At 70.9% G+C, this 25089-nt stretch carries 26 protein-coding genes; 13 read left to right on the top strand and 13 right to left on the bottom strand.

Annotated elements, in window-relative coordinates:
* The first annotated feature begins 40 nt into the window (after window positions 1–40).
* Window positions 41–2371, top strand: a complete 2331-nt coding sequence (locus tag BBK82_RS00965) for an ATP-binding protein (RefSeq protein WP_065913281.1) — start codon at window positions 41–43, stop codon at window positions 2369–2371.
* A 12-nt stretch (window positions 2372–2383) separates the two neighbouring features.
* Here BBK82_RS00965 and BBK82_RS00960 read toward each other — a convergent pair whose 3' ends face one another.
* On the bottom strand, window positions 2384–2764 hold the full coding sequence (locus tag BBK82_RS00960; RefSeq protein WP_065913280.1) for an SsgA family sporulation/cell division regulator: 381 nt from the start codon (window positions 2762–2764) through the stop codon (window positions 2384–2386).
* Window positions 2765–3050: 286 nt separating this feature from the next.
* Here BBK82_RS00960 and BBK82_RS00955 point away from each other — a divergent pair, with 286 nt between their 5' ends.
* Genes BBK82_RS00955 through BBK82_RS53640 form a run of 3 tightly spaced genes read left to right on the top strand, consistent with a single transcriptional unit; the run spans window position 3051 to window position 5142 of the window.
* Complete coding sequence (locus BBK82_RS00955; RefSeq protein WP_065913279.1) at window positions 3051–4172, top strand: ATP-binding protein; 1122 nt, start codon at window positions 3051–3053, stop codon at window positions 4170–4172.
* An 8-nt stretch (window positions 4173–4180) separates the two neighbouring features.
* Window positions 4181–4972, top strand: a complete 792-nt coding sequence (locus BBK82_RS53645) for a hypothetical protein (protein ID WP_237047986.1) — start codon at window positions 4181–4183, stop codon at window positions 4970–4972.
* A gap of 20 nt (window positions 4973–4992) precedes the next feature.
* Window positions 4993–5142, top strand: coding sequence for a LuxR C-terminal-related transcriptional regulator (locus BBK82_RS53640; RefSeq protein WP_237047985.1), 150 nt, complete (start codon window positions 4993–4995; stop codon window positions 5140–5142).
* Window positions 5143–5145: 3 nt separating this feature from the next.
* Here BBK82_RS53640 and BBK82_RS00945 read toward each other — a convergent pair whose 3' ends face one another.
* From BBK82_RS00945 to BBK82_RS00930, 4 genes are read right to left on the bottom strand one after another with little or no spacing between them, the layout of a single operon-like run.
* Complete coding sequence (locus tag BBK82_RS00945; protein WP_065913277.1) at window positions 5146–5706, bottom strand: helix-turn-helix domain-containing protein; 561 nt, start codon at window positions 5704–5706, stop codon at window positions 5146–5148.
* A 12-nt stretch (window positions 5707–5718) separates the two neighbouring features.
* On the bottom strand, window positions 5719–6444 hold the full coding sequence (locus BBK82_RS00940; protein WP_065913276.1) for a MaoC/PaaZ C-terminal domain-containing protein: 726 nt from the start codon (window positions 6442–6444) through the stop codon (window positions 5719–5721).
* On the bottom strand, window positions 6445–7614 hold the full coding sequence (locus BBK82_RS00935) for an acyl-CoA dehydrogenase family protein (RefSeq protein ID WP_065913275.1): 1170 nt from the start codon (window positions 7612–7614) through the stop codon (window positions 6445–6447).
* Between the two features lie 9 nt (window positions 7615–7623).
* On the bottom strand, window positions 7624–8769 hold the full coding sequence (locus BBK82_RS00930; RefSeq protein ID WP_065913274.1) for an acyl-CoA dehydrogenase family protein: 1146 nt from the start codon (window positions 8767–8769) through the stop codon (window positions 7624–7626).
* 40 nt (window positions 8770–8809) lie between these two features.
* On the opposite strand from BBK82_RS00930, the gene BBK82_RS00925 reads away from it, so the two are divergent.
* From BBK82_RS00925 to BBK82_RS00910, 4 genes are all read left to right on the top strand, one after another.
* Window positions 8810–9412: a TetR family transcriptional regulator gene (locus BBK82_RS00925; RefSeq protein ID WP_065913273.1), complete on the top strand. Its 603-nt coding sequence runs from the start codon at window positions 8810–8812 to the stop codon at window positions 9410–9412.
* A 9-nt stretch (window positions 9413–9421) separates the two neighbouring features.
* Window positions 9422–10429 (top strand): non-homologous end-joining DNA ligase, encoded by a 1008-nt coding sequence (gene ligD, locus BBK82_RS00920; RefSeq protein ID WP_065913272.1) that lies wholly within the window; start codon window positions 9422–9424, stop codon window positions 10427–10429.
* A 102-nt stretch (window positions 10430–10531) separates the two neighbouring features.
* Window positions 10532–10732 carry a hypothetical protein gene (locus tag BBK82_RS00915; protein ID WP_065913271.1) on the top strand — a complete coding sequence of 67 codons (201 nt, stop codon included), beginning with the start codon at window positions 10532–10534 and terminating at the stop codon, window positions 10730–10732.
* A gap of 118 nt (window positions 10733–10850) precedes the next feature.
* On the top strand, window positions 10851–11558 hold the full coding sequence (locus BBK82_RS00910) for a DUF6319 family protein (RefSeq protein WP_237047984.1): 708 nt from the start codon (window positions 10851–10853) through the stop codon (window positions 11556–11558).
* 307 nt (window positions 11559–11865) lie between these two features.
* On the opposite strand, the gene BBK82_RS00905 is transcribed toward BBK82_RS00910, so the two are convergent.
* On the bottom strand, window positions 11866–13398 hold the full coding sequence (locus BBK82_RS00905) for an alpha/beta hydrolase (protein ID WP_065913269.1): 1533 nt from the start codon (window positions 13396–13398) through the stop codon (window positions 11866–11868).
* 138 nt (window positions 13399–13536) lie between these two features.
* On the opposite strand from BBK82_RS00905, the gene BBK82_RS00900 reads away from it, so the two are divergent.
* On the top strand, window positions 13537–14406 hold the full coding sequence (locus BBK82_RS00900; protein WP_237047983.1) for an EamA family transporter: 870 nt from the start codon (window positions 13537–13539) through the stop codon (window positions 14404–14406).
* Here the strand turns inward: BBK82_RS00900 and BBK82_RS00895 are convergent.
* Entirely contained in the window at window positions 14403–15476 is a 1074-nt protein-coding gene (locus tag BBK82_RS00895; RefSeq protein ID WP_065913267.1) for an ATP-dependent DNA ligase, read from the bottom strand. The genes BBK82_RS00900 and BBK82_RS00895 overlap by 4 nt on opposite strands.
* Before the next feature lie 9 nt (window positions 15477–15485).
* Window positions 15486–16169 (bottom strand): pyrimidine reductase family protein, encoded by a 684-nt coding sequence (locus tag BBK82_RS00890; RefSeq protein ID WP_237047982.1) that lies wholly within the window; start codon window positions 16167–16169, stop codon window positions 15486–15488.
* 67 nt (window positions 16170–16236) lie between these two features.
* Here BBK82_RS00890 and zapE point away from each other — a divergent pair, with 67 nt between their 5' ends.
* From zapE to BBK82_RS00875, 3 genes are all read left to right on the top strand, one after another.
* The gene (gene zapE, locus BBK82_RS00885) at window positions 16237–17223 is read left to right on the top strand and encodes a cell division protein ZapE (RefSeq protein WP_065913265.1); all 987 of its coding nucleotides are present in this window, start codon (window positions 16237–16239) and stop codon (window positions 17221–17223) included.
* 99 nt (window positions 17224–17322) lie between these two features.
* The gene (locus BBK82_RS00880) at window positions 17323–17574 is read left to right on the top strand and encodes a DUF3040 domain-containing protein (RefSeq protein WP_065913264.1); all 252 of its coding nucleotides are present in this window, start codon (window positions 17323–17325) and stop codon (window positions 17572–17574) included.
* Between the two features lie 80 nt (window positions 17575–17654).
* Window positions 17655–19250, top strand: a complete 1596-nt coding sequence (locus tag BBK82_RS00875; RefSeq protein WP_065913263.1) for an ABC-F family ATP-binding cassette domain-containing protein — start codon at window positions 17655–17657, stop codon at window positions 19248–19250.
* Between the two features lie 115 nt (window positions 19251–19365).
* Here the strand turns inward: BBK82_RS00875 and BBK82_RS00870 are convergent, their stop codons facing one another.
* Together BBK82_RS00870 and BBK82_RS00865 are read right to left on the bottom strand one after the other, a co-directional pair.
* Entirely contained in the window at window positions 19366–20493 is a 1128-nt protein-coding gene (locus BBK82_RS00870) for an IS30 family transposase (RefSeq protein WP_418287477.1), read from the bottom strand.
* Between the two features lie 236 nt (window positions 20494–20729).
* Window positions 20730–21137, bottom strand: coding sequence for a GNAT family N-acetyltransferase (locus BBK82_RS00865; RefSeq protein WP_065913261.1), 408 nt, complete (start codon window positions 21135–21137; stop codon window positions 20730–20732).
* Between the two features lie 53 nt (window positions 21138–21190).
* Here BBK82_RS00865 and BBK82_RS00860 point away from each other — a divergent pair, with 53 nt between their 5' ends.
* Entirely contained in the window at window positions 21191–21799 is a 609-nt protein-coding gene (locus BBK82_RS00860; RefSeq protein WP_065913260.1) for a hypothetical protein, read from the top strand.
* Here the strand turns inward: BBK82_RS00860 and BBK82_RS00855 are convergent.
* From BBK82_RS00855 to rocD, 3 genes are all read right to left on the bottom strand, one after another.
* Complete coding sequence (locus BBK82_RS00855) at window positions 21765–23144, bottom strand: DUF2252 domain-containing protein (protein ID WP_065913259.1); 1380 nt, start codon at window positions 23142–23144, stop codon at window positions 21765–21767. The two genes, BBK82_RS00860 and BBK82_RS00855, sit on opposite strands and share 35 nt — an antisense overlap.
* 97 nt (window positions 23145–23241) lie before the next feature.
* Entirely contained in the window at window positions 23242–23796 is a 555-nt protein-coding gene (locus BBK82_RS00850; RefSeq protein ID WP_065913258.1) for a DinB family protein, read from the bottom strand.
* Window positions 23797–23812: 16 nt separating this feature from the next.
* Window positions 23813–25054 carry an ornithine--oxo-acid transaminase gene (gene rocD / locus BBK82_RS00845; protein ID WP_065913257.1) on the bottom strand — a complete coding sequence of 414 codons (1242 nt, stop codon included), beginning with the start codon at window positions 25052–25054 and terminating at the stop codon, window positions 23813–23815.
* Between the last annotated feature and the right edge of the window lie 35 nt (window positions 25055–25089).

The raw sequence follows: 25089 nt of genomic DNA, 5'->3' as shown, positions 1-25089 counted from the left end.
ATAATCGCCCTTGGGCAAATGGGCGTGCGAAGGCGGAGGAATGCGCGGGACGACGTTCGGTGAGTTCCTGCGTTTCTATCGACGCAGAGCTGGTCTGACACAAGAGCAACTCGCGTCCCGCACGGGGCTGAGCGTGCGCGCGTTGAGCGATCTCGAACGCGGACGCGTCCACACACCCCAGGCCTCCACCATCGACCTGTTGGTGGCCGGGCTCGAGCTCGACCTGGGCGAGGCGGGGGAGTTCGGCACGCTGGCCCGGCTCGGCGAGGCGGTGCAGCCACGGCCGGAGCGCGCCGACCGGACCTGCTCCCCGCCACCCGCCGTCGAGCTCGCCGGACGGGCCGCCGAGCAACGGCAGCTCGCCGAGTGGGTCATGAGTGCGAGTACCTCTAACTTGCTCGACGTTGTCGTCGTGCACGGACCACCCGGTGTCGGCAAGACCGCGCTCGCCGTCGACGCCGCGCACCGGTTCGGCTGCGCGTTCGCCGACGGCTGCCTGTACCTCGACCTGCGCGGCATGGATCCGGCGCCGTTGTCGCCGGACCGCGCGATCGCCCGGCTGCTCACCGCCTTCGGCGTGCCGGACGCGCGGATGCCGTCCGACGCCGGCGACCGCGACCGGCTCTACCGCTCGATGCTGCGTGAACGCTCGGTGCTGCTCGTGCTCGACAACGCCGCCAACGAGGCCCAGCTCCGTCCGTTGCTCGCGGCAGCTCCCGGCTCGCTCGTGCTGGTCACGAGCCGCAATATATTGGCCGGCCTGATAGCTCGGCACCGCGTCGAGCTCGGTCCGTTGAGCAGCGACGGCGCCGTCGCGTTGCTCACGGCGGTGGCGGGCGACCGCGTGCGGGCCGACCGCGAGTCCGCCGGGCTCGTCGCGGGGTTGTGCGGCGGCATCCCGCTGGCGCTCGCGATCGCGGGCCACCGGCTCACCGGGCCGTGGTCGCCGCGGCAGCTCGCCGACCGGCTCTCCGACGAACGCGAACGCCTCGACGTGCTCGCCACCGACGACGTCCAGGTGCGCACGGCGTTCGAGCTGTCCTACCGGTTGCTCGCGCCGGGGACCGCCACGGTGTTCCGCCGGCTCGCGCTGGTGCCGGGACCGGACACCTCGGCCGAGCTCGCCGCCGTCGCCGCGAAGATCTCGCCCGAGGACGCGGAGGCGTTGCTGGAGGAACTCGTCGACGCGAGCCTCGTGCGTCCGGGTGACCTTCCCGGCCGGTACACGTTCCACGACCTGATCCGGGACTACGCGCGCGAGCGTTTGCACAGCGAAGAACCTGACCTGGACACGCACCGCCTACGAACACGCGATTGGCTGATGGCCCGCGCGACGACGGCGGCGGCCTTGTTCCACCCGGACGAACAAGGCGCGGCCGACCTGGAAAACGCGGACCGGTGGCTGCTCGTGGAACGGGCGAACTGGCGTGGCGCGCTGCGGGAGGCCGTGCGCGACGGCGACCACGAGGTCGTGCTGGAGCTGGCGAACGCGATGCACTGGTACTCCGACCACCGCGGTCCGGGCGAGCTGTGGGCGGAGGTCTACACGGCCGGTGTCGACGCCGCGCACGCACTCGGCCGCACGGAGCACGAGGCGAAACAGCTCAACTTCCTGACCTGGGTGTACTTCGCGCGTGCGGCCCGGCTGCCGCTGGCCCTGCAGACCCACGAGGCGGCGCTGAGGCTGGCCGAGGAGTGCGGCTCGACCGTGGAGACGGCGTGGGCGCACTACTACCGCGCGGGCGTCGAGACCCGTCTGGGCAACCACGCGACGGCGGTGACGCACGGCCGTCGCGCCGCCGAGCTGTTCCGGGTGGCCGGGTTGCCGATGGGGGTCGTGTTCGCGTTGTCGTTCACCGGCGTGCTGCTGCAACGGATGGGCCGCTCCGCCGACGCGGTCGAGACGCATCGCGCGGCCATCGCCGAGGAACGGGAGGTGCGTGACACCCAGCGCGGTGTCGCGAGAGAGAACACCGCCCAACTGCTGCTGCGACTCGCGGACAGCCTCACGGCGGCGGGTGAACCGGAGCAGGCACTGCCCGTCGTGGCCGAGGCCGAGACGCTGGTCGGGGAGTTCGGCGGCCTGCGCGCGATGGTGCGGCACAGCAGAGCCCGCGCGCTGGTCGCGGCCGACCGGTTCGCCGAGGCCAGGGAGCAGCTCGCCGGCGCGGCCGAGACCATGGTCGACCCCGAGGCCAGGGTGTCCGTGCTGATCGAGCTCGCCCGGACGTGCGAGCAGATGGGTGACCACGATGCGAGCACACGGCACCGCGTGCGCGCGTTGGCCGAGAGCGAGGGCTACGAGTCGCCCGGCATGACGAAGCTGCAGCACGAGGTCGCCGAGGCGTTGGGCATCCGCCTGACGGGCTGAGCTCAGTGCCGGTCAGCGCAGGACGGTGCTCAGGAAGGCGTCCGCGTCGAAGTGCTCCGTCCCCGGCGACACCAGGCGGTGGCTCGCGTCGAGGAACTTGCGCAGCGTCGAGGCGGGCACCCGGAACACCGTGACGTGCCGGTCGGAGACGAGCTCGAGGACCACCGCGCGGCCGCTCGGGCGCACCCGCACGTCGCCCTTGCCCGCAGGACGGGACAGGCCGTCCCACAGCAGGTCGCGGCCCATGATCCAGGTCGACACCGCGCCGCCCGCGTGGAAGTGCATCGTGACCGCGAACGGGTCGTCGGCCGAGTAGACCATCTCCGTGTCCACGGGTGCGCCCGCGCCGTCGGGACGGATGAAGTCGAAGACGGTGCGTGATGCGACCCGCATCGGAGCTCCCAAGTTGTTCGCCGGTGGTTACACAATGCACCACGCACACGGCGGCGAAATGGTTCACGGTCCGGGCGTGTCTTCACCTGGTGCATCAGCCGGGAAACGACCGGCCAAATGAGATTTGCCCCATCGGTCGCCGCGGCGGGCTGGTTGACGTGCGACGGCGGACGTGTGGGCCGCGTCTCACCCGATGCCGCGGACCGGAACTTCTGCCGGTCGTTCTGCATGGTCCTCGCGCTGACGAGGCGATTTCCTGGAAACCGTCCCAGAAAGGACGGATGACATGAGCGCCCCTTCCCCTCGCCGGCTCGGACCGGCCGGTGCCGCCACGAGTCAAGCGGCCGGTCGGCTCGTCGGCCGGGAACGGGAGGTCGCCGCGGTGACCGAGGCGTTGCGCGACGGGCGGTCGTGCGTCGTGCACGGGGGTCCGGGGACGGGGAAGAGCGCGTTGCTGGCCGTGGCGTCGTCGATCGCGGTGCGCAGCGGGATGACGCCGGTGCGGGCGTGGTCCGGCGTCGACCGGCGCACGGTGCTGGTGGTCGACGACGCCGAGCAGCTGCCCGCCGAGAAGGTGGAGCGGCTCGCGAGGTACCGGGGGCCGGTGTTGCTGGCGGGCGATGTGGATCCGGACGTGGTGCTGGACCTCCTGCCCGGTGCGGCGGCGGTGGCGGTGCGGCCGGTCGGTGCCGCGGCGGTGACCGAGCTGCTGCGACGGCGGGTCGACGGTGAGGTGCCGCCGGAGCTGACCGAGCTGTGCCTGCGGTTCACCGGCGGTGCGCCGGGTGTGCTGAGCGACGTGCTGGACCTGGTGCCGGACCTCGCGGTGCGGTGCCTGCGGGAGACGTTGCCGGCGTTGCGGCTGCCGCGGCTGCTGCGGGCGGTGCGCCGGTGGGCCGTGCTGGATGCCGCGGCGGTGACCGTCGGTCGCGCGCTCGCCGTGCTGGGGGAGGTGGAGCCGGCCGTGCTGGGCGAGGTCACCGGGATGTCGTCGGTCGAGGTGCTCGCCGCGGTCGAACGGCTGGTGGACGCGCGGCTCGCCTTCGCGGGGCCGACGCGCATCCAGTCGCCCGCGCTGGGGCACGCGATCCGCCACGAGATGACACCGCACGCGCGCGAACGCTTGCACCGCACAGCCGCGCACGTGCTGTACCGGCGCCGGGACACCGCGACCGCTGTCGCCGAACAGGTCGTGGCCTGTGCGGAACCCGTTGCGCTGCCGTGGGTTGCGCCGGTACTGGTTGCGGCGGCACGGCTGCACCGGGTGGCGGGACGGCCCGAGCAGGCCGTGCGATGTCTGCGCGCGGCACTGCGGGAGCCGATGGACGCGCGGGGTGCGGAGGAGGTGGCGGCCGGGATGGCGGACCTGCACCTGCGCTGCGGAATCGCGCCGCGGGCCGGGAGCTGAGCCGGCTCGTGGGCCGGCTCGCGGGTCCGCTCGGCGCCGTGGTGCTGGACTGGCAGTGCGACGAGGAGGTGCTCGGGCTGGAGCTCGGGCCGGTCGCGACCTCGATGAGCGCCGCGCACGCCACGCCGAGCGACGACACCCCGGCCCTGCGCGCGTTCTGGCTCAGCCTGCGCGGCGACGGGGCCGAGCTCGCCGAGCAGGTGCTGGGGGAGGTCGCGCACGGCGGAGGTGCGATGCCGGACCTGGTGTTCGCGGGTCTCGCGTTGCTGCACACCAGCACCGGCTACGCGAGCGTGCTGCTGGAGCTGGCGCCCCGGCTGCGGTTGCGGCTGGCCGGTGCCGAGGACGACTGGCTGGTGGCGTTGGAGGCGTGGGCGCACCGGTGCAACGGCGACCACGCCGAGGTGTCCCGGCTGGTCCGCGAGCTGACCGCGCGAACCTCGCCCGCCCGTGGCTGCGCGGCGCTGGGCGCGGCGGCGTTCGTCGCGTCCGCTGTGGACGGTGGCGCGCCGGTGAGGCGTGGGAGTTGCTGCGGCGGCTGGGTTATGCGGGCACGTTGCCGCCGGCGTGGGTGTGCACCGCGTTGCTGCACCACCGCGGCCGCATGCACCTGGAGCTCGGCTCGCCGCGGGCGGCGCTCGCCGACGCGACCGAGTGCGGCGAGCGGTTGGCGTTGTGGCGGGCGGACAACCTGGCGATCGCGCCGTGGCGGCTGGTCGCGGGGGCGGCGAAGGCCCGGCTCGGCGGGACGGCCGTGCGGGAACCGGCGCGCAGGACCGGTTCCGCGTGGGGAAGGCTGACCCCGCACGAGTCGCGGATCGTGCGGCTGGCGCTGGACGGGGAGACGAACCGGGCGATCGCCACCCGGTTCAACGTCACGCAACGGGCGGTCGAGCTGCACCTGACCCGCGTGTACCGCAAGGTCGGCATCAGCAGGCGGGTGCAGCTGTCCGCGGTGTTCGGCGACTGATCGTCAGAGCAGCCCGGCGCGGATCGCCCAGGCGACCGCGTGCACCCGGTTGCGCAGCCCGAACCGGTCCAGCAACTGGTGCAGCGCGTACTTCACGGTCCGCTCCGAGCAGAACAACCGCTGCGCGACCTCGGCGATCGTGGCGCCCTCGGCCAGCAGCCGCAGCAGCCGCAGGTCGCGGTCGCTCAGCACGGACGGCGCCTCCTGCAACGTCTGCCCGCCGAGCAGCAGCTTCTCCAGGCGTTCGGTGTTGACGTCGGCGCGGCGCACCGGGTTCGCGAGGCCTGCCTGAGCGGCGATGGACGGTGTCAGGTCGTGCACCCGTGCCGCGATCACGACGATCCGGGGTGCCGCGATCGCCTTGAGCCGCGCGGCTTGTTGCGCACACAGTTCGTTCACCACGGCCAGCAGCACGTGCGCGTCGGCGCGGTCGGTCACCACTCGCACCCGCGGTGAGTTCTTCAGCAGGTGTGTCACCCCGGCGGCACTGATCAGGTCACGGGAGTCGACGGCGACGCGAACCGGCTCGATTCCGGCGTCCACGAGGGCGATGGCAGAGCTCATGGGCCCGATCGTTCACCGGCCGGGCGTGCGTCCACTTCGGAAAACCGAACCGATGAGCACCTGTTTGCCGGCCACCGAGGTGCGGAACTCGCCGGTCGGCCAGTGTTCGACCCGCAGCTCGTCACCGGGTGTCACGGGAGCGGTGAACTTGGCGTGCAGCTCGGTGAAGTCCTTGCCCCGCACGGTGATCCCGAGCGTGCACAGGCCGTGCAGGATCGGCTGCTCGAACCCGGCCAGCCGGGCGAACGCGGGGTCGTGGTGCATCGGGTTCACGTCGCCGGTTTCGCGGTATTTGAGCGCTTGGTCGGCGGTGGTGCGGAAGACGGTCACCTCCGGTTCGGTGCCCGGTACCGAGAAGCCGCGGGTTTCTCCACGTGGACCGCCGAAACCGCCTTCTCCTTTGATGAAGCACGACGAACGGGTGGACGCGTACTCCGACTCCCAGGTGCTCACCACCAACGCACCGGAACCTTTGTCGTAAATGTCCGTGAACGTCTTGGTGACGACCGTGGAGCCGTTCCGCGGCAACGGCTTGTGCAGCCACAACGACTGTTCGGCGTGCAGGACCTGGGTCATGTCGGCGCCGGTGAGCCCGAGCTGTGGACCGCCGTGCTGCAGCAACGGGATGGCGAACGCGGTGGAGTGGCCGCCGACCGCCTGCGCGTACACCTCGGCGTCGCCGGACGACCAGGTGCGGACCTGTCGTCCGACGACGCCGAGGATGTCGTGGTCGAGCACTTATCCCAGCGATCCGCGGATGTTCGCGTGCCCCTTGAGCAGGTTGCGGGCGATCGTGCGGCGCTGGATCTCGTCGGTGCCCTCGTAGATGCGCAGCAGGCGCAGCTCGCGGTACCAGCGCTCGATCGGCAGCTCGCGGGTGTAGCCCATGCCGCCGTGGATCTGCAGCACGCGGTCGACGATCTCGTTGGCCTTGATGCCGCCGTAGAGCTTCGCGATCGACTGCGCCTGCCGCGAGTCCTGCTTCTGGTCGACGAGCCACGCGGCGTGCAGCACGAGCCAGCGCAGCGCCTCGATCTCGACGGCGGAGTCCGCGATCATCCACTGGATGGCCTGGTACTCGGCGATCGGCTTGCCGAACGTGACGCGGTTGCGGGCCTGCTCGATCGCCATCTCGACGAGGCGTTCGACCGAGCCGAGCGCGCGGGCGGGCAGCAGGTAGCGGCCCTGGCCGATCCACTGCATGGCGAGGTGGAAGCCCCTGCCCTCCTCGCCGAGGATGTTCTCGTGCGGCACCCGGACGTTGTCGAACACCAGCGCCGCCGGACCCCACTGGCCCATGGTCGGGATGGGCTCGGACTTCCAGCCCATGTCGCGGTCGACGAGGAAGCAGGTGACGCCGCCGTCGGCGCCCTTCTCCTTGTCCGTCACGGCGAACACCATCACGAAGTCGGCCTCGTTGCCCTGCGTGATGAAGGTCTTCTCGCCGTTGATGACCCACTCGTCGCCGTCGCGGACCGCGGACGTGCGGATGGCCTTGGCGTCACTGCCGGCGCCGGGCTCGGTGATCGCGAAGCACGACACCCGTTCGCCGGAGATCGTCGGCAGCAGGTAGCGCTGCTTCTGCTCCTCGTTGCCGTGGAACAGGATGTTGTCCGCGTACCCGCCGAACCGGAACGGCACGAAGGACCGGCCGAGCTCCGCCTCGATGAGCGCGGTCATCATCGCGCCCAGGCCCATGCCGCCGTACTCCTGCGGCGTCAGCACGCCGAAGAAGCCGGCGGCCTTCGCCTTCTCCTGCAACGCCTTGAGCTCGTCCTTGGGCAGGCCGGGCTGCCCGGCGCGTTCGCGGCGCAGCACCTCCGGCTCCAGCGGGACGATCTCCTTGCGCACGAAGGTCCGCACCCAGTCGCGGATCTCCTTCTGCTCGGCGTCGAGCGTGAAGTCCATTTCTCTCCCTTAGACGAACGCGTTGATGCCCGTCAGCGCGCGACCGATGAGCAGTTTCTGGATCTGGCTGGTGCCCTCGTAGAGGGTCGTGACACGGGCGTCCCGCAGGTACTTGCCCACCGGGTACTCGTCGATGTAGCCGTAGCCGCCGAACACCTGGATCGCGTTGTTGGCGACCTTCACCGCGGCCTCGCTGGCGTAGAGCTTGGCCATGGACGCCTCGGTGCCGAACGGCAGGCCCCTGTCCGCGAGGTCGGCCACCCGCCAGGTGAGCAGGCGCGCCGCCTCGGTTTCCACGGCCATGTCGGCGAGCAGCTCCTGCACGAGCTGGAAACCCGCGATGGGTCTGCCGAACTGCTCGCGTTCCTTGGCGTAGTGCAGCGCGGCGTCCAGTGCGCCCTGCGCGGCGCCCACACAGCCCGCCGCGACGGACATGCGGCCCTTGTCGAGCGCGCCCATCGCGAGCTTGAAGCCCTCCTCGCTGAGCAGGGCGTCGGCCTCGACGTGGACGTCCTCCAGGGTGATCTCGGCGGTGGCCTGGCCGCGCATGCCGAGCTTGCCCTTGATCTCGGTGGCGGTGAAGCCAGGTGTGGTCGTGGGCACGAGGAACGCGCTGATGCCCTTCGGGCCGGGTCCGCCGGTGCGGGCGAACACCAGGGCGACGTCGGCCCACGTGCCGTTGGTGATGAAGACCTTGCGGCCGTTGAGCACCCAGCCGCTGCCGGTCCTGGTGGCCTTGGTGACGAGACTGCCCGCGTCGCTGCCGGTGCCGGGTTCGGTGAGCGCGAAGCAGCCGACCTGGGCGCCGCTGGTCAGCCCCGGCAACCAGCGCTGCTTCTGCTCCTCGGTGCCGTGCTTGGCGATCGACTTCGCGACCAGGCCCAGTGACACCGAGATGATCCCGCGCACCGCGCTGTCGCCCCGCGCGATCTCCTCCAGGACCAGGCAGTACGCGAGGTTGTCGCCGCCGGAGCCGCCGTAGGACTCGTCGACGCCGAGCCCGAGGAACCCGACCTCGCCGAGCCGCGGCACGAGGTCCCGGTCGATCGCCTCCTCCCGGTCCCAGCGGGTCGCGTGCGGGACGACCTGCTCGTCCGTGAACCGCCGGGCCAGCTCCCTGAGCTGCCGGTGTTCGTCAGAAAGCGTCAAGTCCACGGGTCCTCCTGATAAACCGAACAGTGTTAGGTTAACTCACATGCCGCGGCCGAGCACCCCTCTGTTGAGCCCCGACCGCATCCGGTCGGTGGCCCTGGCCATCATCGACCGCGACGGCCTGGACGGCCTGTCCATGCGCAAGCTCGCCGCTGAGCTGGGCGTGCAGGCGGCCTCGCTGTACGGGCACGTGAAGACGAAGGACGCGCTGCTCAACGACGTGGCCTCGGCGATCCTGGCCTCGATCGACGTGTCGGGCTTCGCCTCGGGCGACTGGCGGGCGGGCCTGATCCAGTGCGCGCGCTCGTACCGTGAGGCGCTGGCGTCACACCCGAACATCGTGCCGTTCCTCGCCTACGGCCCAGCAGGCCGTGAAGAGTCGCTGAACCGACTGGACGTCATGCACGGCGCCCTGGTCGACGCCGGCTGGTCCCGCCGTGAGGCCACGATGATCGCCGCGGGCGTCATGTACCTCGTGTTCGGTGCGGCGCTGAGCTCGTTCTCCAGCGGCTTCTCCGCCGACCCCGCCGACTACTCGGGCCGCTACCCGCACCTCGACCGCGCCCACCTGCTGCCGGGCGTGGCCCGCGAGCTCGACCGCGACAGCTTCGAGCTGGCGCTCGCGGCGTTCGTCCGGGGCCTCTAGTGTTTCGGCGTGGCTGCTGCGAAGTCGAAGGCGATCGAGCTCCAGGTCGGTGACCAGCTGGTGCGGGTGTCCAACCCGGACAAGCCGTACTTCCCCGCGCGGGACATCACGAAGCGCCAGGTGGTCGAGTACTACCGCACGGTCGCCCCTGTGCTGCTCTCCGTCCTGCGCGACCGCCCGGTCGTGCTGAAGCGCTACGTCGACGGCGTGGAGGGCGAGGCGTTCTACCAGAAGCGCGTGCCGAAGGGCGCTCCCGACTACGTCGAGACGGTGCAGGTGCGCTTCCCCTCCGGCCGCCCCGCTGACGAGATCTGCCCGACCTCGGAGGCGGTGATCGTGTGGGCCGCGAACCTGGGCACGTTCGACTTCCACCCGTGGCCCGTCCGCCGCCCGCTGGTCGACTCGCCCGACGAGCTGCGCATCGACCTCGACCCGCAGCCGGGCACCGACTTCTCGGACGCCGCCCGCGTCGCCCTGGTTCTGCGCGAGGTGCTCGCCGACGCGGGACTCGTCGGCTACCCCAAGACCTCCGGCGGCCGCGGCATCCACGTGGCGGTCCGGATCCGGGCCGAGTGGGACTTCATCGACGTCCGGCACGCCGTGATCGCCCTGGCGCGCGAGGTGGAGAAGCGGGCGCCTTCGCTCGCCACCTCCGCGTGGTGGAAGGAAGAACGCGGCGAGCGCGTCTTCATCGACTTCAACCAGGCGGCGCGGGACCGCACGATCGCGTCGGCGTGGTCGGTGCGCGGGACCGCGCGTGCGACCGTGTCCACGCCTGTTCCCTGGGACGACCTGTCCACTGTGGACCCGGACGACTTCGACGTGCTGACCGTGCCTGCCTACCTGGCCGAGCACGGGGATCCGCACGCGGGGCTGGACTCGGAGGCGTTCGGGATCGAGACGCTGCTGGAGTGGTACGCGGCGGATCCGCGCGGGGAGATGCCGTATCCGCCGGACTACCCGAAGATGCCGGGCGAGCCGATGCGGGTGCAGCCGTCGCGGGCCCGCAAGTCCTAGGCGGCCACTCGTTCGCTGGTCCGGCGAGTGGGCCAACCGGCTGTATCGAGCACTGATGCAGTGGCCGACTCCGTAGACTGGAGCGGACGAGAGGAGGTCGCGATGTCCCAGCCCTATGTCGTCCGGTACGTCGGCGGTCCCCTCGACGGCCGGGTCGACTCGCTGCCGTCCGTGCCGGAGGACCCGAAGCAGACGGTCACGTACGTGCACCTGCACAGTGGCCCGAAGATCGTGCACGTGTACGACCTGGCTTACGTGGTCGAGTACGGGTGCGAGTACCGGTTGCGGGCCGAAGAGGCCTGACCTCCCGCTGAACCTCCTTTGTGGAAGCGCTGCCGTGCGGTTCTGGACTTGATCTTGCCGTTGACCCGGTGCTCAGAATTGTCAGGGGTGTAGGGCATGCTTGCGCACAGGTGTTCGAATGGCGGGAGGCAGTGCGATGGCGAAGAAGAGCGGGTTGTCGGCGGAGGACGTCGACAGCCTGCGCGCTCAGCTGGACGGAGGCACCCAGCCGCTGGTCTGGTTCACGGCGGCCGCGGTGGGCATGGAGGCGGGGAGGTCGGCGAAGGTGCTCGCCCTGACCGACCCGGAGGAGGGCGACTTCATCCAGGTGCGGCCGACGGGGTCGAAGGACGAGATGTCGTTCGGCCCGTCCGAGCTCACGCTGGAGAAACCGCCGCCCCGCAAGAAACCGGCCGCACCACCCGCTGCGCCGCCGGAGCCGCCGCGAGAGACTGTGATCGAGCACCCCTACGTCCCGGAGGCGCCGGTGAAGCCCGCGGCCCCCAAGCCGAAACCCGCTCCTGCTGTCGAAGCACCGCCGCCGGCGCCCAAGCCCGCCCGCAAGGCGGGTGCCGCGAAGTCGGCGCCGGAGGTCACCGTCACCCTGGTCAGCGTCGGCGAGGGCGAGTGGACCGTCGAGGTGCTGCAGGGCACCCGCAAGGCCGTGCGCCCGACCGCGGTCCCGCCCGCCGCCGTGGCCCAGGCCGCGAAGCTGCTCACCCCCGAGGTCGCCGAGATCGTCGAGGGTGTCCTGAGCGCGGCGCGTGCCCAGCAGCTCGCTCGCGTGGAGCAGCTGCGCGCTGAGTTGGAGGCCGCGCAGAAGGCCCTGGAGGACCTGGGCGCGTAGCGCGGTCACCGGCGGCAACCCATCGGTGGCAGTGCCGACGCGTTCGGGTGAGGGGGGTTCCCAGGTGTGGTGCCGGGGCGGACCGTGGGATGCGCGGAGGTCCCGCTGGTCCGGTTTGAGACGGGGAGGCCCTGATGGGTACGTGTGGGTGCTGTTCCGGGTGCACGGGTCCCGGCTGCGGCTGCTGTTCGAGCTGCTGACGCCAGAGTCGGTACGGGGAGCCTTCCGAGCGCGGAGGGCTCCCCGTTGTCGTTCGTGCTGGTGAGCCGGGTGACATCCGATATATCAGCTGGCTGCTGCTCGCGGGTCAGGGCGGGCAGACCGTGCCGTTGGTCGGCACCTTCGCGTCGATCAGGTAGTCGCGCACGGACGTCGTCGCGCAGCCCGACTGCCCGAGAGCGCCGTGGCCGCTGCCCTGCCAGCCGATCAGCACCGAGCCCGGCAGGCGCTGGGCCGCGTGTTCGGTTCCGGAAGCCGGGGTGGCGGGGTCGTCGGCGGTGCTGAGCAGCACGATCGGGGGTGCGCTCTTCAGCGGGTCGACCTTGGGCAGTGACGGGACCGGGAACGGGCTGCAGTGCAGCAGCCGGCGGGCGAAGAGGGGGCCGAACATGGCGTGCTTGCCCTGCCAGTCGGTGGTCAGCGCCTTCACCCGGTCGGGTGGGATGCGGGTGGTGGTGTCGTTGCAGCTGATCACGAGGCCGGCGTCGAAGCGCGGCGGGTTCTCGTCGAGGTCGTTGACGAGCGGTTCGAGGAAGGTGAAGAGGCCGGTGCCGTCGCCGGCCCGGGCCTTGACGATGGCGTCGGCCAGCGCGGGCCAGCGGGTGCGGTCCTCGAGGCCGGTGAGGATCGCGTTCAGCGCGGAGCCGGCGGTGAGGTCCACGTACTCGCCGCGGATGCGGGTGGTGCGGAGCTGGGCGAGCAGGGCGTTGACCTCGTCGCGCGGCTTGGTCAGGGTGCAGCCGCGGGTCTGGCAGTCGCGGGCGAACGCCTCGAAGGTCGCCTCGGCGGCCGCGGCGCGGGACTCGAGGACGCCGACCTGGTCGAGGGTGGGGTCGGGGGCGCCGTCGAGGACGGTGCGGCCGATGCGGTTCGGGTAGCGCTGGGCGTAGGTCGTGACGACGCGGGAGCCCTCGCCGACGCCGATCATGTTGAGGCGGTCGGTGCCGAGGTGGTCGCGGAGGCGTTCGAGGTCGGCGGCGGCGCGCCACGAGTCGAACGCGGTCAGCCTGCCCTCCAGGTCGAGGACGCACTCCTGGGCGGCTTCGCCGGCCGCGACGACGAGCTGGGACTGCTCGGTGTCGGCCGGGTCGTACTCGACGAGGGTCGCGCGCGTTCCGGACGGCACGCACGCCATGCCCTCGGAGCGGCCGGTGCCGCGGCGGTCCACGCCGATGATCGTGAAGGTGCTGAGGACGTCCTTCGGCAGTGCGGCCGCGAGCCGGGCGGCCTTCACGGTGCCGGGCTCGCCGTCGGGGTCGCTGACCACGACCAGCGGGCTCTTGCCCGTGCCCACCCGCGTCAGCGAGACGCTGAGCGAGCCGCGACCGGGCCGGCCGGGCGGGTCGAGCACCACGGTCATGCGCGCGCACTCGTACTTCTGGTCGCCCTCCGGCACGTTCGTGCGGATGCGGTCGCGCATCTGCTCACTGCAGGGCGACCACGCGAGCGAGTCCGTCCGGTAGTCCTCCAGCGGCGGAACGGGCTGCGGTCCGGCGAGCGCGCTCTGGTCGACGGGCTGGTCCCCCTCGCCCTTGACCGCGATCACCGGCCGGAGCGAGGGCCCGGCGCTGCACGCCGTCAGCACGCTCACTGCCAGCAGGACCAGGGCAGCGCGACGCACAGGTGTTCCTCACTCTCAGCCAACTCCAACTGGTGTCGAGCCTCGCACGCACCAGGTGAGAACAGGGTGAGTAGGGCCGTTCCCGCCCGGTGGGAAATCACATCGGGTGGCGAAGCGGTCTGGGGCACGATGGAGGCCATGGCTCATTCGGACCGCGTACCCGTCGTGAGGCTGATGGGGGCGGTTCCGCCACCGGCACTCGTCCTGCTCGGCATCGTCAGCGTCCAGGTCGGCGCGGCGTTCGCGAAACAGCTGTTCTCGCTCGTCGGCGCGACCGGCACGGTGGCTCTGCGGCTGGTTCTCGCCGCCGTGGTGCTGATGCTGATCTGGCGCCCGTCACTGCGCATGGACCGCCGCACGCTGCTGGTCATCGCGAGCTACGGCGCCGTGCTGGCCGCGATGAACCTCACCTTCTACCAGGCACTCGAACGCATCCCGCTCGGCGCCGCGGTCACGATCGAGTTCCTCGGCCCGCTGGCGGTGGCGGTGGTCGGCTCACGGCGCTGGCTCGACGGCGTGTGGGTGCTGCTCGCCGCCGGCGGTGTGCTGCTGCTGACCCGTGCCCAGGGCGGACTGGAGCTGGGCGGTGTGCTGTTCGCGCTGGCCGCGGCGGTCTGCTGGGCGGGCTACATCCTGTTGGCGGCCAAGCTCGGCAGCCAGACCTCCGACGGCAAGGGCCTGGCGCTGGCGATGGTCGTCGGCGCGGTGATCGCGTTGCCGTTCGGCGTCACGTCGGCGGGCACGGCGTTGCTCGACCCGTTCGTGCTGGTCGCGGGCCTCGCGGTGGCGTTGATGTCGTCGGTCGTGCCCTACTCGCTGGAGCTGGAGGCGCTGCGCCGGATCCCGCCGCGCGTCTTCGGGATCCTGATGTCGCTGGAACCCGCGGTCGCCGCGGTGGCCGGGCTGCTGCTGCTCGGTGAGCAGCTCAAACCGGCGCAATGGGTCGCTGTGTGTTGTGTGGTCATCGCTTCCGTGGGTGCCACACGATCCGCACGGCCTGAGGCTTAGCGTGCTCGCATCTCGCCCTTGAGCACCGACGCCACGTCATAACGCGCCGGCGCCTCCAGCTGGTCGTACCGGCAGGACAGCGGTTCGCGGTCCGGGCGCCACCGCGCGAACTGGCCGTTGTGCCGCAGCCGCACCGGGGCCTCGCCCTCGATCTGGGTGTAGTGGATCTCCAGCACCCGTTCCGGCCGCAGCGCCACGTACTCGGCCTGCTTGCCGCGCCACCGGTTGATCTCACCGGGGATGCGTTGTCCCTGCTGGGGGTTCGCCCACGGGTGCTCGTCGGACTCGGTGATCAACGGCGCCAGCTCGGTGGCGAGCTCACGGCGTTCGGCGGCCTTGAAGGAACCGCAGACACCGATGTGGTGCAACAGGTCGTTGTCGTCGTAGACACCGAGCAACAGCGAACCGACCGCCGTGCCCGGTTCGGTATCCTTGTGCCAGCGCAGGCCCGCGAGCACGACGTCGGCCGTGCGCGCGTGCTTCACCTTGATCATCGAACGCTTGCCCGGCGTGTACGGGCCGTCGGCGAGCTTGCCCATCACCCCGTCCAGCCCGGCGCCCTCGAACAGCGTGAACCACTGCCGCGCGGTCTCGGCCGAGGTCGTCGCCGGGGTGACGTTCAGCCCCGGCAGCTCCAGCAGGGCGGCCCGCCGCGCCACGGTCGGCGACTCCAGCAGCTCCTGCGACCCCAGCGCGAGCAGGTCGAACGCCACGAACGTCGCCGGCGTCGTCTCCGCCAGCATCGTCACCCGCGAGGCCGCCGGGTGGATCCGCTCGGACAACGCGTCGAAGTCCAGCTCCTCGTCACGCGCCACGACGAGCTCGCCGTCGATGACCACCCGTTCCGGCAGCACCTCCAGCATCGACGCCGCGACCTCGGGGAAGTAGCGGTTCAGCGGCTTGCCGCTGCGCGACTGCAGGAAGACCTCGTCGCCGGAGCGGAACACCACGCACCGGAAGCCGTCCCACTTCGGTTCGAACAGCATGTCGCCCGAGTCCGGGATGCCGTCCACGGCGGTGGCGAGCATCGGTTGCAGGGGCGGGGTCAGTGGCAGGTCCACGCGGCACATCCTGCCTCGTCAGCTGTGATTCCGCCGCCGATACCGCAGCAACAGCACGTCGTCCGCGCGCAGCACCGACCGCAGCTCCAGGTCCGCGGGCGCCCCGGCCGGCCCGTGCGCGATCCGCCCGGCGTCGCCGACCGCGAGCACCGGCGACACCGTGAGGTTCAGCTCGTCCACCAGCCCGGCGGCGACCATCGTGCCGAACAGCTTCGGCCCGCCTTCGAGGTTGATCCTGCGCAGCCCGCGCGCCTCCAGCTCCCGCACCGCCACGCCGAGGTCGACCTCGTCCTCACCGGCGACCACGACCTCAGCGGGCAACGACGGCAGCTCCGCACGCGCCGTCGTGATCACGATCGGCGGGACGGCCGTGTCCGTGAACAGCGGCAGGTCCGGCGTCACCGTGCCCCGCGCCGTCACCACGGCGATCGGCAGCTCCGGGGCCAGACCGAGCCGTTCCCGGCGCGCCACGTCCGGCCGCGATCCCCGATAGCCCTCCGCCAGCACCGTGCCCGCGCCCACCAGCACGACGTCCGCGAGGTCGCGGCCCAGCAGGTAGATCTTCTTGTCCGCGGGCGACCCCAGCCCCGCCGAGCGCCCGTCGACCGTCACCGCACCGTCCACGCTGGACACGAAGTTCGCGGTCACCCACGTCCGGTCCGCCGGGTAGCCGTAGAGCGCCTCCAGCTCTGTGTCGGTCATCTCAACGCCCGGTGAGGGCCACAACATCTCCACCGGGCCATCCCACCACGCCGTTAGGCTGCGGGGCATGCGCCTGTCCGACCGGGATCCCCAGATCGGGGCCGACGAACTGGTCGAGGGCCTGGTGCCTCCGCCCAGGTTCGACACCGTCAGCTTCGACAGCTACATCCCCAACCCGGACGAGCCCAGCCAGGCCGCCGCGGTGAAGGCCGGCCAGGAGTTCGCCGCGCGGGTGAGCGCGCGCCGCAAGAAGTGGTCGCTCTTCGGCAGGTCCGAGGACGAGGGCAAGCTCGGCCTCTACCTCGACGGCGGCTTCGGCGTCGGCAAGACCCACCTGCTCGCCTCGCTGTGGCACGCGGTGCCCGGCCCCAAGGCGTACGGCACGTTCGTCGAGCTCACCAACCTCGTCGGCGTGCTGACGTTCCCGGAGGCGGTCAAGCGGCTGAGCGGGCACCGGCTGCTCGCCATCGACGAGTTCGAGCTCGACGACCCCGGCGACACCATGCTCGTCACCCGGCTGATCAAGGAGCTCGTCGCGCAGGGCGTGCACGTCGCCGCCACCTCCAACACCCTGCCGGACAAGCTCGGCGAGGGTCGGTTCGCCGCCGCCGACTTCCTGCGCGAGATCCAGTCGATGTCCGCGAAGTTCGACGTCGTGCGCGTCGACGGTCCCGACTACCGCCACCGCGGCCTGCCCGACGCACCGCCGCCGATGACCGACGACGAACTGGTCGCACGCGCCGAGCAGACGCCCGGCTCGACCCTCGACGACTTCGACGACCTGCTGAAAGCCCTCGCCCGCATCCACCCGTCGAAGTACGGGCGGCTCGTCGACGGCGTCAGCACCGTGCACCTGCGCGGCGTCACCGCGGCGCCCGACCAGTCCGTCGCGTTGCGGCTGGTGGCACTGGGGGACCGGCTCTACGACCGCGACATAGCAGTGGCGGTGTCCGGGCAGCCGCTGTCGGAGCTCTTCACCGAGGAGATGCTGCGCGGCGGCTACCGCAAGAAGTACCTGCGGGCGGTGTCCCGGCTGGTGGCCCTGAGCCGGTGAAACTCGCCCGTTCGGCGAGTTTGAGTCCGGTGTCCTTCGAGTATCCCCTGGTGGACGAGCGGGAATGATGACGTCCCGACGTCTCTCCCGGAGGCCCTGATGCTGAGCGAAGCCGAACGCCGCTCCCTCGACGAGATCGAGCAGCGGCTCCGCACCGAAGAACCCGGCCTGGCACGGGCCATGACGAGCTCGCGGTCCGCACGGCCGTGGCTGTTCTGGTTGCTGCTCACCGTGTTCGGCGGGTTGACCGTGCTGTGCCTGACGATCTCCGCGTTCGGACCGGCGTTCCAGTGCCTGCTGGTGACCGCCGGCGTGCTCGTGTGGCAGCGGCATCCGATACGCATTCGCTGATATCCGATATATCAGTTAGAGCCTCTCGCAGCGGAAAACTCGGTGGCGTTGCTCGCCTGCCTGCACCGACCATCTCGGACGTGGGCTATCTGGAAGCGAACGGGCTGGCGTACGCACTCCCCGACGGCAGGGAGCTGTTCCGCGACGTCTCGTTCAAGGTGAGCGGCGGGACCGTGGTCGCGCTGGTGGGGGCGAACGGGGTCGGCAAGACGACGCTGCAACGCATCCTGTCCGGTGAGCTGACGCCGAAGCAGGGCAGCGTGCACGTGCAGGGCGGGCTCGCGGTGATGCCGCAGTTCATCGGCTCGGTGCGCGACGGCACCCTGGTCAGGGACCTGCTGCTGGCCGTCGCCCCGCGGCCGCTGCAGAAGGCCGCGAAGGAGCTCGACGACGCCGAGCTCGCGTTGATGGACACCGACGACGAAGCCGCCCAGATGCGGTACGCGACCGCGCTCACCAACTACGGCGAGTCCGGCGGCTACGACATCGAGGTCCTCTGGGACACCGTCACGGTCGCCGCGCTCGGCATCCCCTATGACCGCGCACGGTTCCGTGAGGTCCGCACGCTGTCCGGCGGTGAGCAGAAGCGCCTGGTGCTGGAGACGTTGCTGCGCGGTCACGAACAGGTCCTCCTGCTCGACGAGCCGGACAACTACCTCGACGTGCCCGGCAAGCGCTGGCTGGAGGACCGGCTGCGCGCCACCGACAAGGCCGTGCTGGTCGTGAGCCACGACCGCGAGCTGCTCGCGAACGCCGCCACGCACGTCGTCACGGTCGAGGCGCACTCGGCGTGGACGCACGCCGGTTCGTTCGGCACCTGGCACGACGCCCGCGCGAAACGCATCGAGAAGCTGCTCGAAGAGCATCGCCGCTGGAACGAGGAGCACGAACGCCTCAAGGAGCTCGTGCGCACCCTGCAGCAGCAGGCGAAGTACTACGAGTCGATGGCACCGAAGTACCGCGTAATGGCCGCACGGCTGCAACGGTTCGAGGAAGCGGGCCCGCCGCCCGAGATCCCGCAGGACGAAAAGGTTCACCCGCGGCTCAAGGGCGGCCGCACCGGCGTTCGCGCGATCACCTGCGAACAGCTGGAGCTCACCGGGCTGATGAAGCCGTTCTCGCAGGAGATCTTCTTCGGCGACCGGGTCGCGGTGCTCGGCTCGAACGGCTCCGGCAAGAGCCACTTCCTGCGCCTGCTCGGCGGCGACGACGTACGGACAACGGGCGCGTGGAAGCTCGGCGCGCGCGTTGTGCCCGGTCTGTTCGCGCAGACGCACGAGCACCCGGAGTGGGTCGGCCGCACGCTCGTCGACATCCTCTGGCACGGCGACGACCAGCGCCGCGGCAAGGACCGGGGTGCCGCGATGTCGGTGCTCAAGCGCTACGGCCTCGACAAGGCCGGTGACCAGCGGTTCGAGAACCTCTCCGGCGGTCAGCAGGCGCGGTTCCAGGTCCTGCTGCTGGAGCTGTCCGGCGCCACGCTGCTGCTGCTCGACGAGCCGACCGACAACCTCGACCTCGCGTCCGCCGAGGCGCTGCAGAACGCCCTCAACGACTTCGAGGGCACGGTCGTCGCGGTCACGCACGACCGGTGGTTCGCGAAGTCGTTCGACCGGTTCCTGCACTTCCGCGCGGACGGCCGGGTGTCCGAAGTGGACGAGCCGGTCTGGACCTAGTGCGGTGACCACGAACCTTTGCCGCGTTTCCCGGCGGTCAGACGGGTGCATCGTGGGGCCGGCCCCACGTCCTCATACTGGAGGTGGATTCCAGGGGTCGTTGCAACACAGGTGATCAACTGGTGTTGGTCAGGAGTGTAGTGAGGCGTTCGGCTGGGGTGTCCCAGCCGAGTGTTTCGCGTGGGCGGCCGTTGAGCTGGACCGCGACGGCGTCGAGGTGTTCGCGGCTGTGGACGGACAGGTCGGTGCCTTTGGGGAAGTATTGGCGCAGCAGGCCGTTGGTGTTCTCGTTGCTGCCGCGCTGCCATGGGCTGTGCGGGTCGCAGAAGTAGACGGGGATGTCCGTGGCGGCGGTGAACGTCGCGTGGCCTGACATCTCGGTGCCCTGGTCCCAGGTCAGTGACCGCCAGAGGTGGGCGGGCAGGGTCTGGACGGTGTCGATGGGCGCGTCGCGGACGACGTCGGCGGTGCGGCCGTCGGGCAGGTGCACGAGCATGACGTAGCGGGTGGTGCGTTCGACCAGGGTGGCGATGGCGGACTTCTTGTCCTTGCCGATGATCAGGTCGCCTTCCCAGTGGCCTGGGATCGCGCGGTCGTCGGCCTCGGCCGGGCGTTCGCTGATCATGACCATCGGCGTGGCCATGCGCGGGGTGCGCTGCCCGGCGTGGCGGCGCGGGCGGCGCAGCGCCCGGCCGGTGCGCAACGCCGAGGCGAGCTCGCGGCGCAGCTCACCGCGTCCTTGGACGTAGAGGGCCTGGTAGATCGTCTCGTGGACCACGTGCAGCTCCGGCCGGTCGGGGAAGTCCCGGCGCAAGCGTGCCACGATCTGTTGCGGGCTCCAGCGCAGGTTCAGACCGTCCTGGACGGCTCGGCGCAGCGAGGGGTTCGCGGCGATCTTGCCGATCTTCGGGCGGGGCCGGCGTGCTCGGGCACGGGCCTGGGCGGCGTGTGGCCGGTAGTCCCCGGACACCGGATGGGCGTTGCGCCGCAGCTCCCGGCTGATCGTCGAGCGGTCACGGCCAAGTTCGACGGCGATCTGCTGCAACGTGGCGCCCGCACGACGCCGGTCAGCGATGACGATGCGTTCGTCCTCGTTGAGAAACCGGCCCCGCACAACGGACGACGCCGCCGACGTGATCGGCGGCGTCCCTTTCCTGCCCGCCGTCGGGTTGCTGCCGTTACGCCAGCGTTTACCGGTCCGCACGTTCACCCCGACGATCCTGCACGCTTCCCGGCTGCTCACGCCCTGACCCACGAGCATGAGGAAAGCCTCACGCTCACGCGTCAGACGACGACCGATCTGCACGACCGACTGATCCCGAACCTCGAAATCCACCGCAACCCCTCAACCGAGGTGTTGCAACGACCACTAGAACCCAAGGGACGTATGGGGGCGTGGGGCCGGTCCCACGAGGTGCCCTGCTGAGCGTCGGGAAACACGGTGAAGATTGTGGTCACCGCACTAGGGACTCCGGGAGGCTAAGCCAGCTCCCAGCTCACGAAGGCGCCGTCGTCCACCGACCCGCCCGCCTTGCGGTAGGTGCCCTGCGCCGCCTCGTCCCCCGCGGCGGCGCCGGTCCACATCGCGTAGCACCCCCGTTCCGCGGCAAGCGTCTTCAGGGCCTCGACGAGTGCGGTGCCGATGCCGCGCCGCAGGAACGCGTCGTCCACGCCGAGCTCGTAGAGGAACATCTCGGTGCCCTTGTCCGGGTGGGTGGTCTCCACACCGGACACGAACCCGGCGGGTTGCTCGCCGACGTAGGCGATCAGCAGGTGGTGGTGATCCTGCGCGAGGAACCTCGACGTCGCGTCCGGCCGCGGCGGCGCGTCGAACAGGTGCGCGGCGGCGAACACGTCGTCGGGCGAGGCGGCGCGGCGGATCTTCATGTGGTCAGGCTAAGCAATCCCGCTGTTCATCTCGGTGCGGTACAACCGCTGGCGTGTCGGTCGACGCCTACTGCGAACGCCTCGGCCCCGGTCTGTGGGCCGAGCCGCTGAACGCGGTCACGAACCTCGCCTTCCTGGTCGCCGCGCTCCTGCTGCTGCGCAGGCCGGCCCCGCCGAGCCTGCGCGCGTTGCCGGTCCTGCTCGCGCTGGTCGGGCTCGCGAGCCTGAGCTTCCACACCTTCGCGACGCAGCTGACCGGGGCCCTGGACAGCGCGTTCATCGCCGTCTTCGTCCTCTACTACGTCGTCGTGTTCGCGCACCACTACCGGCGGGTCCGCTGGTCGGTGGCGTGGCTCGCGGCACCGGTGTTCGTCGTGTTCGCGGTGGTCGTGGGGCTGCTCGTGCGGGTCGGGCCCGGCATCTACCTGCCGGCGCTGCTGGCCCTGCTGGTGCTCGCGCCGCTGTCCGGCCGCGACTGGCGGTGGTTCGCCGGAGCAGCCGGTGTGTTCGCGGTCTCACTGACGCTGCGCACTCTCGACGAGCCGTGGTGCGGCAGCATCCCGATCGGCACGCACTTCCTGTGGCACGTCCTCAACGCCGTCACGCTGTGGCTGGTGTCCGAGGCGATCATTCGACGTGTGCGGGGAGCTTCCCGTTCTTGACCAGCGTGGCGAGCTCGGCGTGGTCGGCCTCGGTCTGGTCTGCGTAGTCGAACGCGTACTTGGCGAAGGCCTCGTCGAGGTCCTCGCCGCAGCCGTTCTGGAAGTAGCCCGCGAGCAGCCGCGGGTCGAGTGAACGGGTGTGCGCGCGGGCGAGCAGCGCACCGGCGAACCGGCCGTAGTCGTCGAGGTCGTCGCGCTTGAGCGTGGTCGGGTTGATCTCGCCCTTGCGGTTGCGGAACTGCCGCACGATGTACGGCCGGCCCTCGATCGTGGTCCAGCCCAGCAGGATGTCCGTCTCGGCCTGCACCAGCCGTGCGCCGTGCACGATCCGCTTGCCCTCGTGCTTGGCGGGCTCGACGTCCAGGAACGGCTGCAGCGCCGACGGCCTGGCCTCCTTGCACTGCAGCACGAGTGCCTCGTCGCCGTTGCCGTGCAGCAGCACCAGGTAGTTGCGCAGGCCCACGCTGCCGGTGCCGACGACGCGGAACGCCACGTCCGACACGCCGTAGCGCATGATCAGGTTGGTGCGGGACTCGCGCAGGCTGTCCACGTAGGACGGCAGCGCGGCGACCACCGCCTCCTCGGTCTCCGGGGTGACGTCGGTGAACGTCGGCGGGTTCGTGATGAACCGCCACTTCTCGCCGTCGTGCGTGGTCCACTTCGCGGCGAACCGGGCGCTGGTGTTCTTGCGGGACTTCTCCGCCGCCTTGGAGAAGTCGTTGAGCAGGTCGTCGGCCTTGACCTTCGACAACGTGGACTCGTCGCCCAGCGCGGTCCACGAGTCCATGAACGGGATCTCGGCGAGCTGCGTGATCACGGCGCGGTAGGCGCTCACGGCGTCCTCGGCGGCGTCCCGGCAGCCCTTGTCCGACACGCCACCCGTGCGCCCGGCCAGCACCAGCGAGGCCACGAGCCGCTTGAGGTCCCACTCCCACGGCCCCGGCAGCGTCTCGTCGAAGTCGTTGATGTCCATGACGATCTGGCCCTCGGGCGTGCCGTAGAGGCCGAAGTTCGCCGCGTGCGCGTCACCGCACAACTGGGCGTGCAGGCCGGTCGACACACCGGTGGCCAGGTCGCCCGCCTGCAGGCCGGCGGCGCCGCGGTAGAACGCGAACGGGTTGGCCAGCATCCGCCCGACCCGCAACGGGATGAGGTGCTCGAGCCGGCCGTCGTTGCTGGCGTGCATGAACTGCTCGACCGACGGCCGGTCGTGGGCCGGCGAAGCCGCGCGGTGGGACTTGAAGTCCACCGAGGACCTCAGCGCGCGGCCCCGCGCGTAGACCTCTCCGGGCTCGACCCACCTGCCCAGCGCTGCAGCGGCCTCAGCACGCACCCGTTCACCCATACTGGTCATGATGCATTCCAGCGGCCGGATGTTGAGTCTGATCAGCAGCTTTTGTGACCTATGGCCCGTGCCCGTTCGCCCATACCGGCACGAACCGTCACGCCTTGAGCGCAGCGCGTTCGATCTCAGCCCGGCGCTGCTCCCAGAACGCCGCGTCCTTGCCCGTGGCCTCCACCGTGCCGTCGAGCTGCTCGCGCAGGACGTCGGCGTGCCCGGCGTGCCGGTTGGTCTCGGTGAGCACGTGCACCAGGACGTTGAACAGCTTCACGTCCGGGCGCGGCCACCACGGCACGTGGCCGGGCGCGTCGACCGCGAGTGCCGCGATCGTCGCGTCGGCGTGTTCCCAGGCGAGCCGGTAACCCTCGATGATCTCCGCGCGCGTCTCGTGCTCGGTGACCCACAGGTCCTCGCCCCGCTGGGAGAGGTCCTCCCAGTGGGGCAGCGGCCGCGGGAACGGCCTGCCGAAGACCTCGCCGAAGTAGCGGGACTCCGTGAGGGTCAGGTGCTTGACCAGGCCGAGCAGGTTCGTGCCCGTCGTGGTCAACGGCCGGCGGACGTCGTACTCGGACAGCCCGTCGAGCTTGCGCACCATCACCTCACGGATCTCCCGCAGGTCTTCGTGCAGGTACGCCTTGGCGAAGTCGTCGATCATGCGACCACTGTGCCAGCTACGGCGCGACGACCTCCGCGATCGCCGCGACGCCCAGGTCGATCTCGTCCTTCGTGATCACCAGCGGGGGAGCGACGCGCAACGTGGACGCGTGCGTCTCCTTGCACAGCACCCCCCGCGCGGACAGCGCCTCGGACGCCGCACGGCCGACCGGGCCGCCCGGCGCGATCTCGACACCGGCCCACAGGCCCCGTCCGCGCACCTCGGCGATGCCGTGGCCGACCAGCTTGTTGAGCTCGGAGTGCAGGTATCCGCCCAGCTCACGCGACCGTTCCTGGAACTCGCCGGTCCCCAGCAGCCGCACGACCGCACGGCCCACGGCGCACGCGAGCGGGTTGCCGCCGAACGTGGAGCCGTGCTCGCCGGGCTGGAGCACGCCCAGCACCGCCTTCGACCCGACGACCGCGGACACCGGCAGGATGCCGCCGCCCAGCGCCTTGCCCAGGGTGTACAGGTCGGCGCGCACGCCCTCGTGGTCGAGCGCGAACAGCTCGCCGGTGCGGCCGAGGCCGGACTGGATCTCGTCGGCGATCATCAGCACGTTGTGCTCGTCGCAGAGCCGGCGGATGCCCGCGAGGTAGCCGGCGGGCGGGACGACGACGCCGGCCTCGCCCTGGATCGGCTCGATCAGGACGGCGGCGGTGCGGGAGGAGATCGCGGACTCGACCTCGTCGAGGTTGCCGTACTTGACGACCTTGAAGCCCGGCGTGAACGGGCCGAAGTCGTTGCGCGCGGTGTCGTCGGTGGAGAACGACACGATGGTCGTGGTGCGGCCGTGGAAGTTGGAGCCGGCCACGATGATCTCGGCGGTGCCCTCCGGCACGCCCTTGACCCGGTAGGCCCACTTGCGGGCGACCTTGATCGCGGACTCCACGGCCTCGGCGCCGGAGTTCATCGCCAGGACCAGCTCGGTGCCGGTGAGCTGGGCGAGCTCGCGGCAGAACAGGCCGAACTGGTCGTGGTGGAACGCGCGGCTGGTGAGCGTCACGCGGCCGAGCTGCTCGACGGCGGCGGCCACCAGGGCGGGGTGGCGGTGGCCGAAGTTCAGCGACGAGTAGCCGGACAGGAAGTCCAGGTAGCGGCGGCCTTCGACGTCGGTGACCCACGCACCCTCGCCGTGCGAGATGACCACCGGCAGCGGGTGGTAGTTGTGCGTGCTCCACTCCTCGTCGAGGGCTACGTAGTCAGTGCCGGCCAGATCCGTGGTTCCCGCGGTGTGGTGGTGAGCGATGGCGGTCATCCTCCAAGGCTAGGGTCCTGAACAAGCGAATTCGA

The sequence above is a fragment of the Lentzea guizhouensis genome (genome assembly GCF_001701025.1).
Taxonomy (GTDB): Bacteria; Actinomycetota; Actinomycetes; order Mycobacteriales; family Pseudonocardiaceae; genus Lentzea; species Lentzea guizhouensis.
The sequence above is the reverse complement of the archived record's forward strand: the minus strand, read 5'-3'. Positions and strand labels throughout refer to the sequence as shown.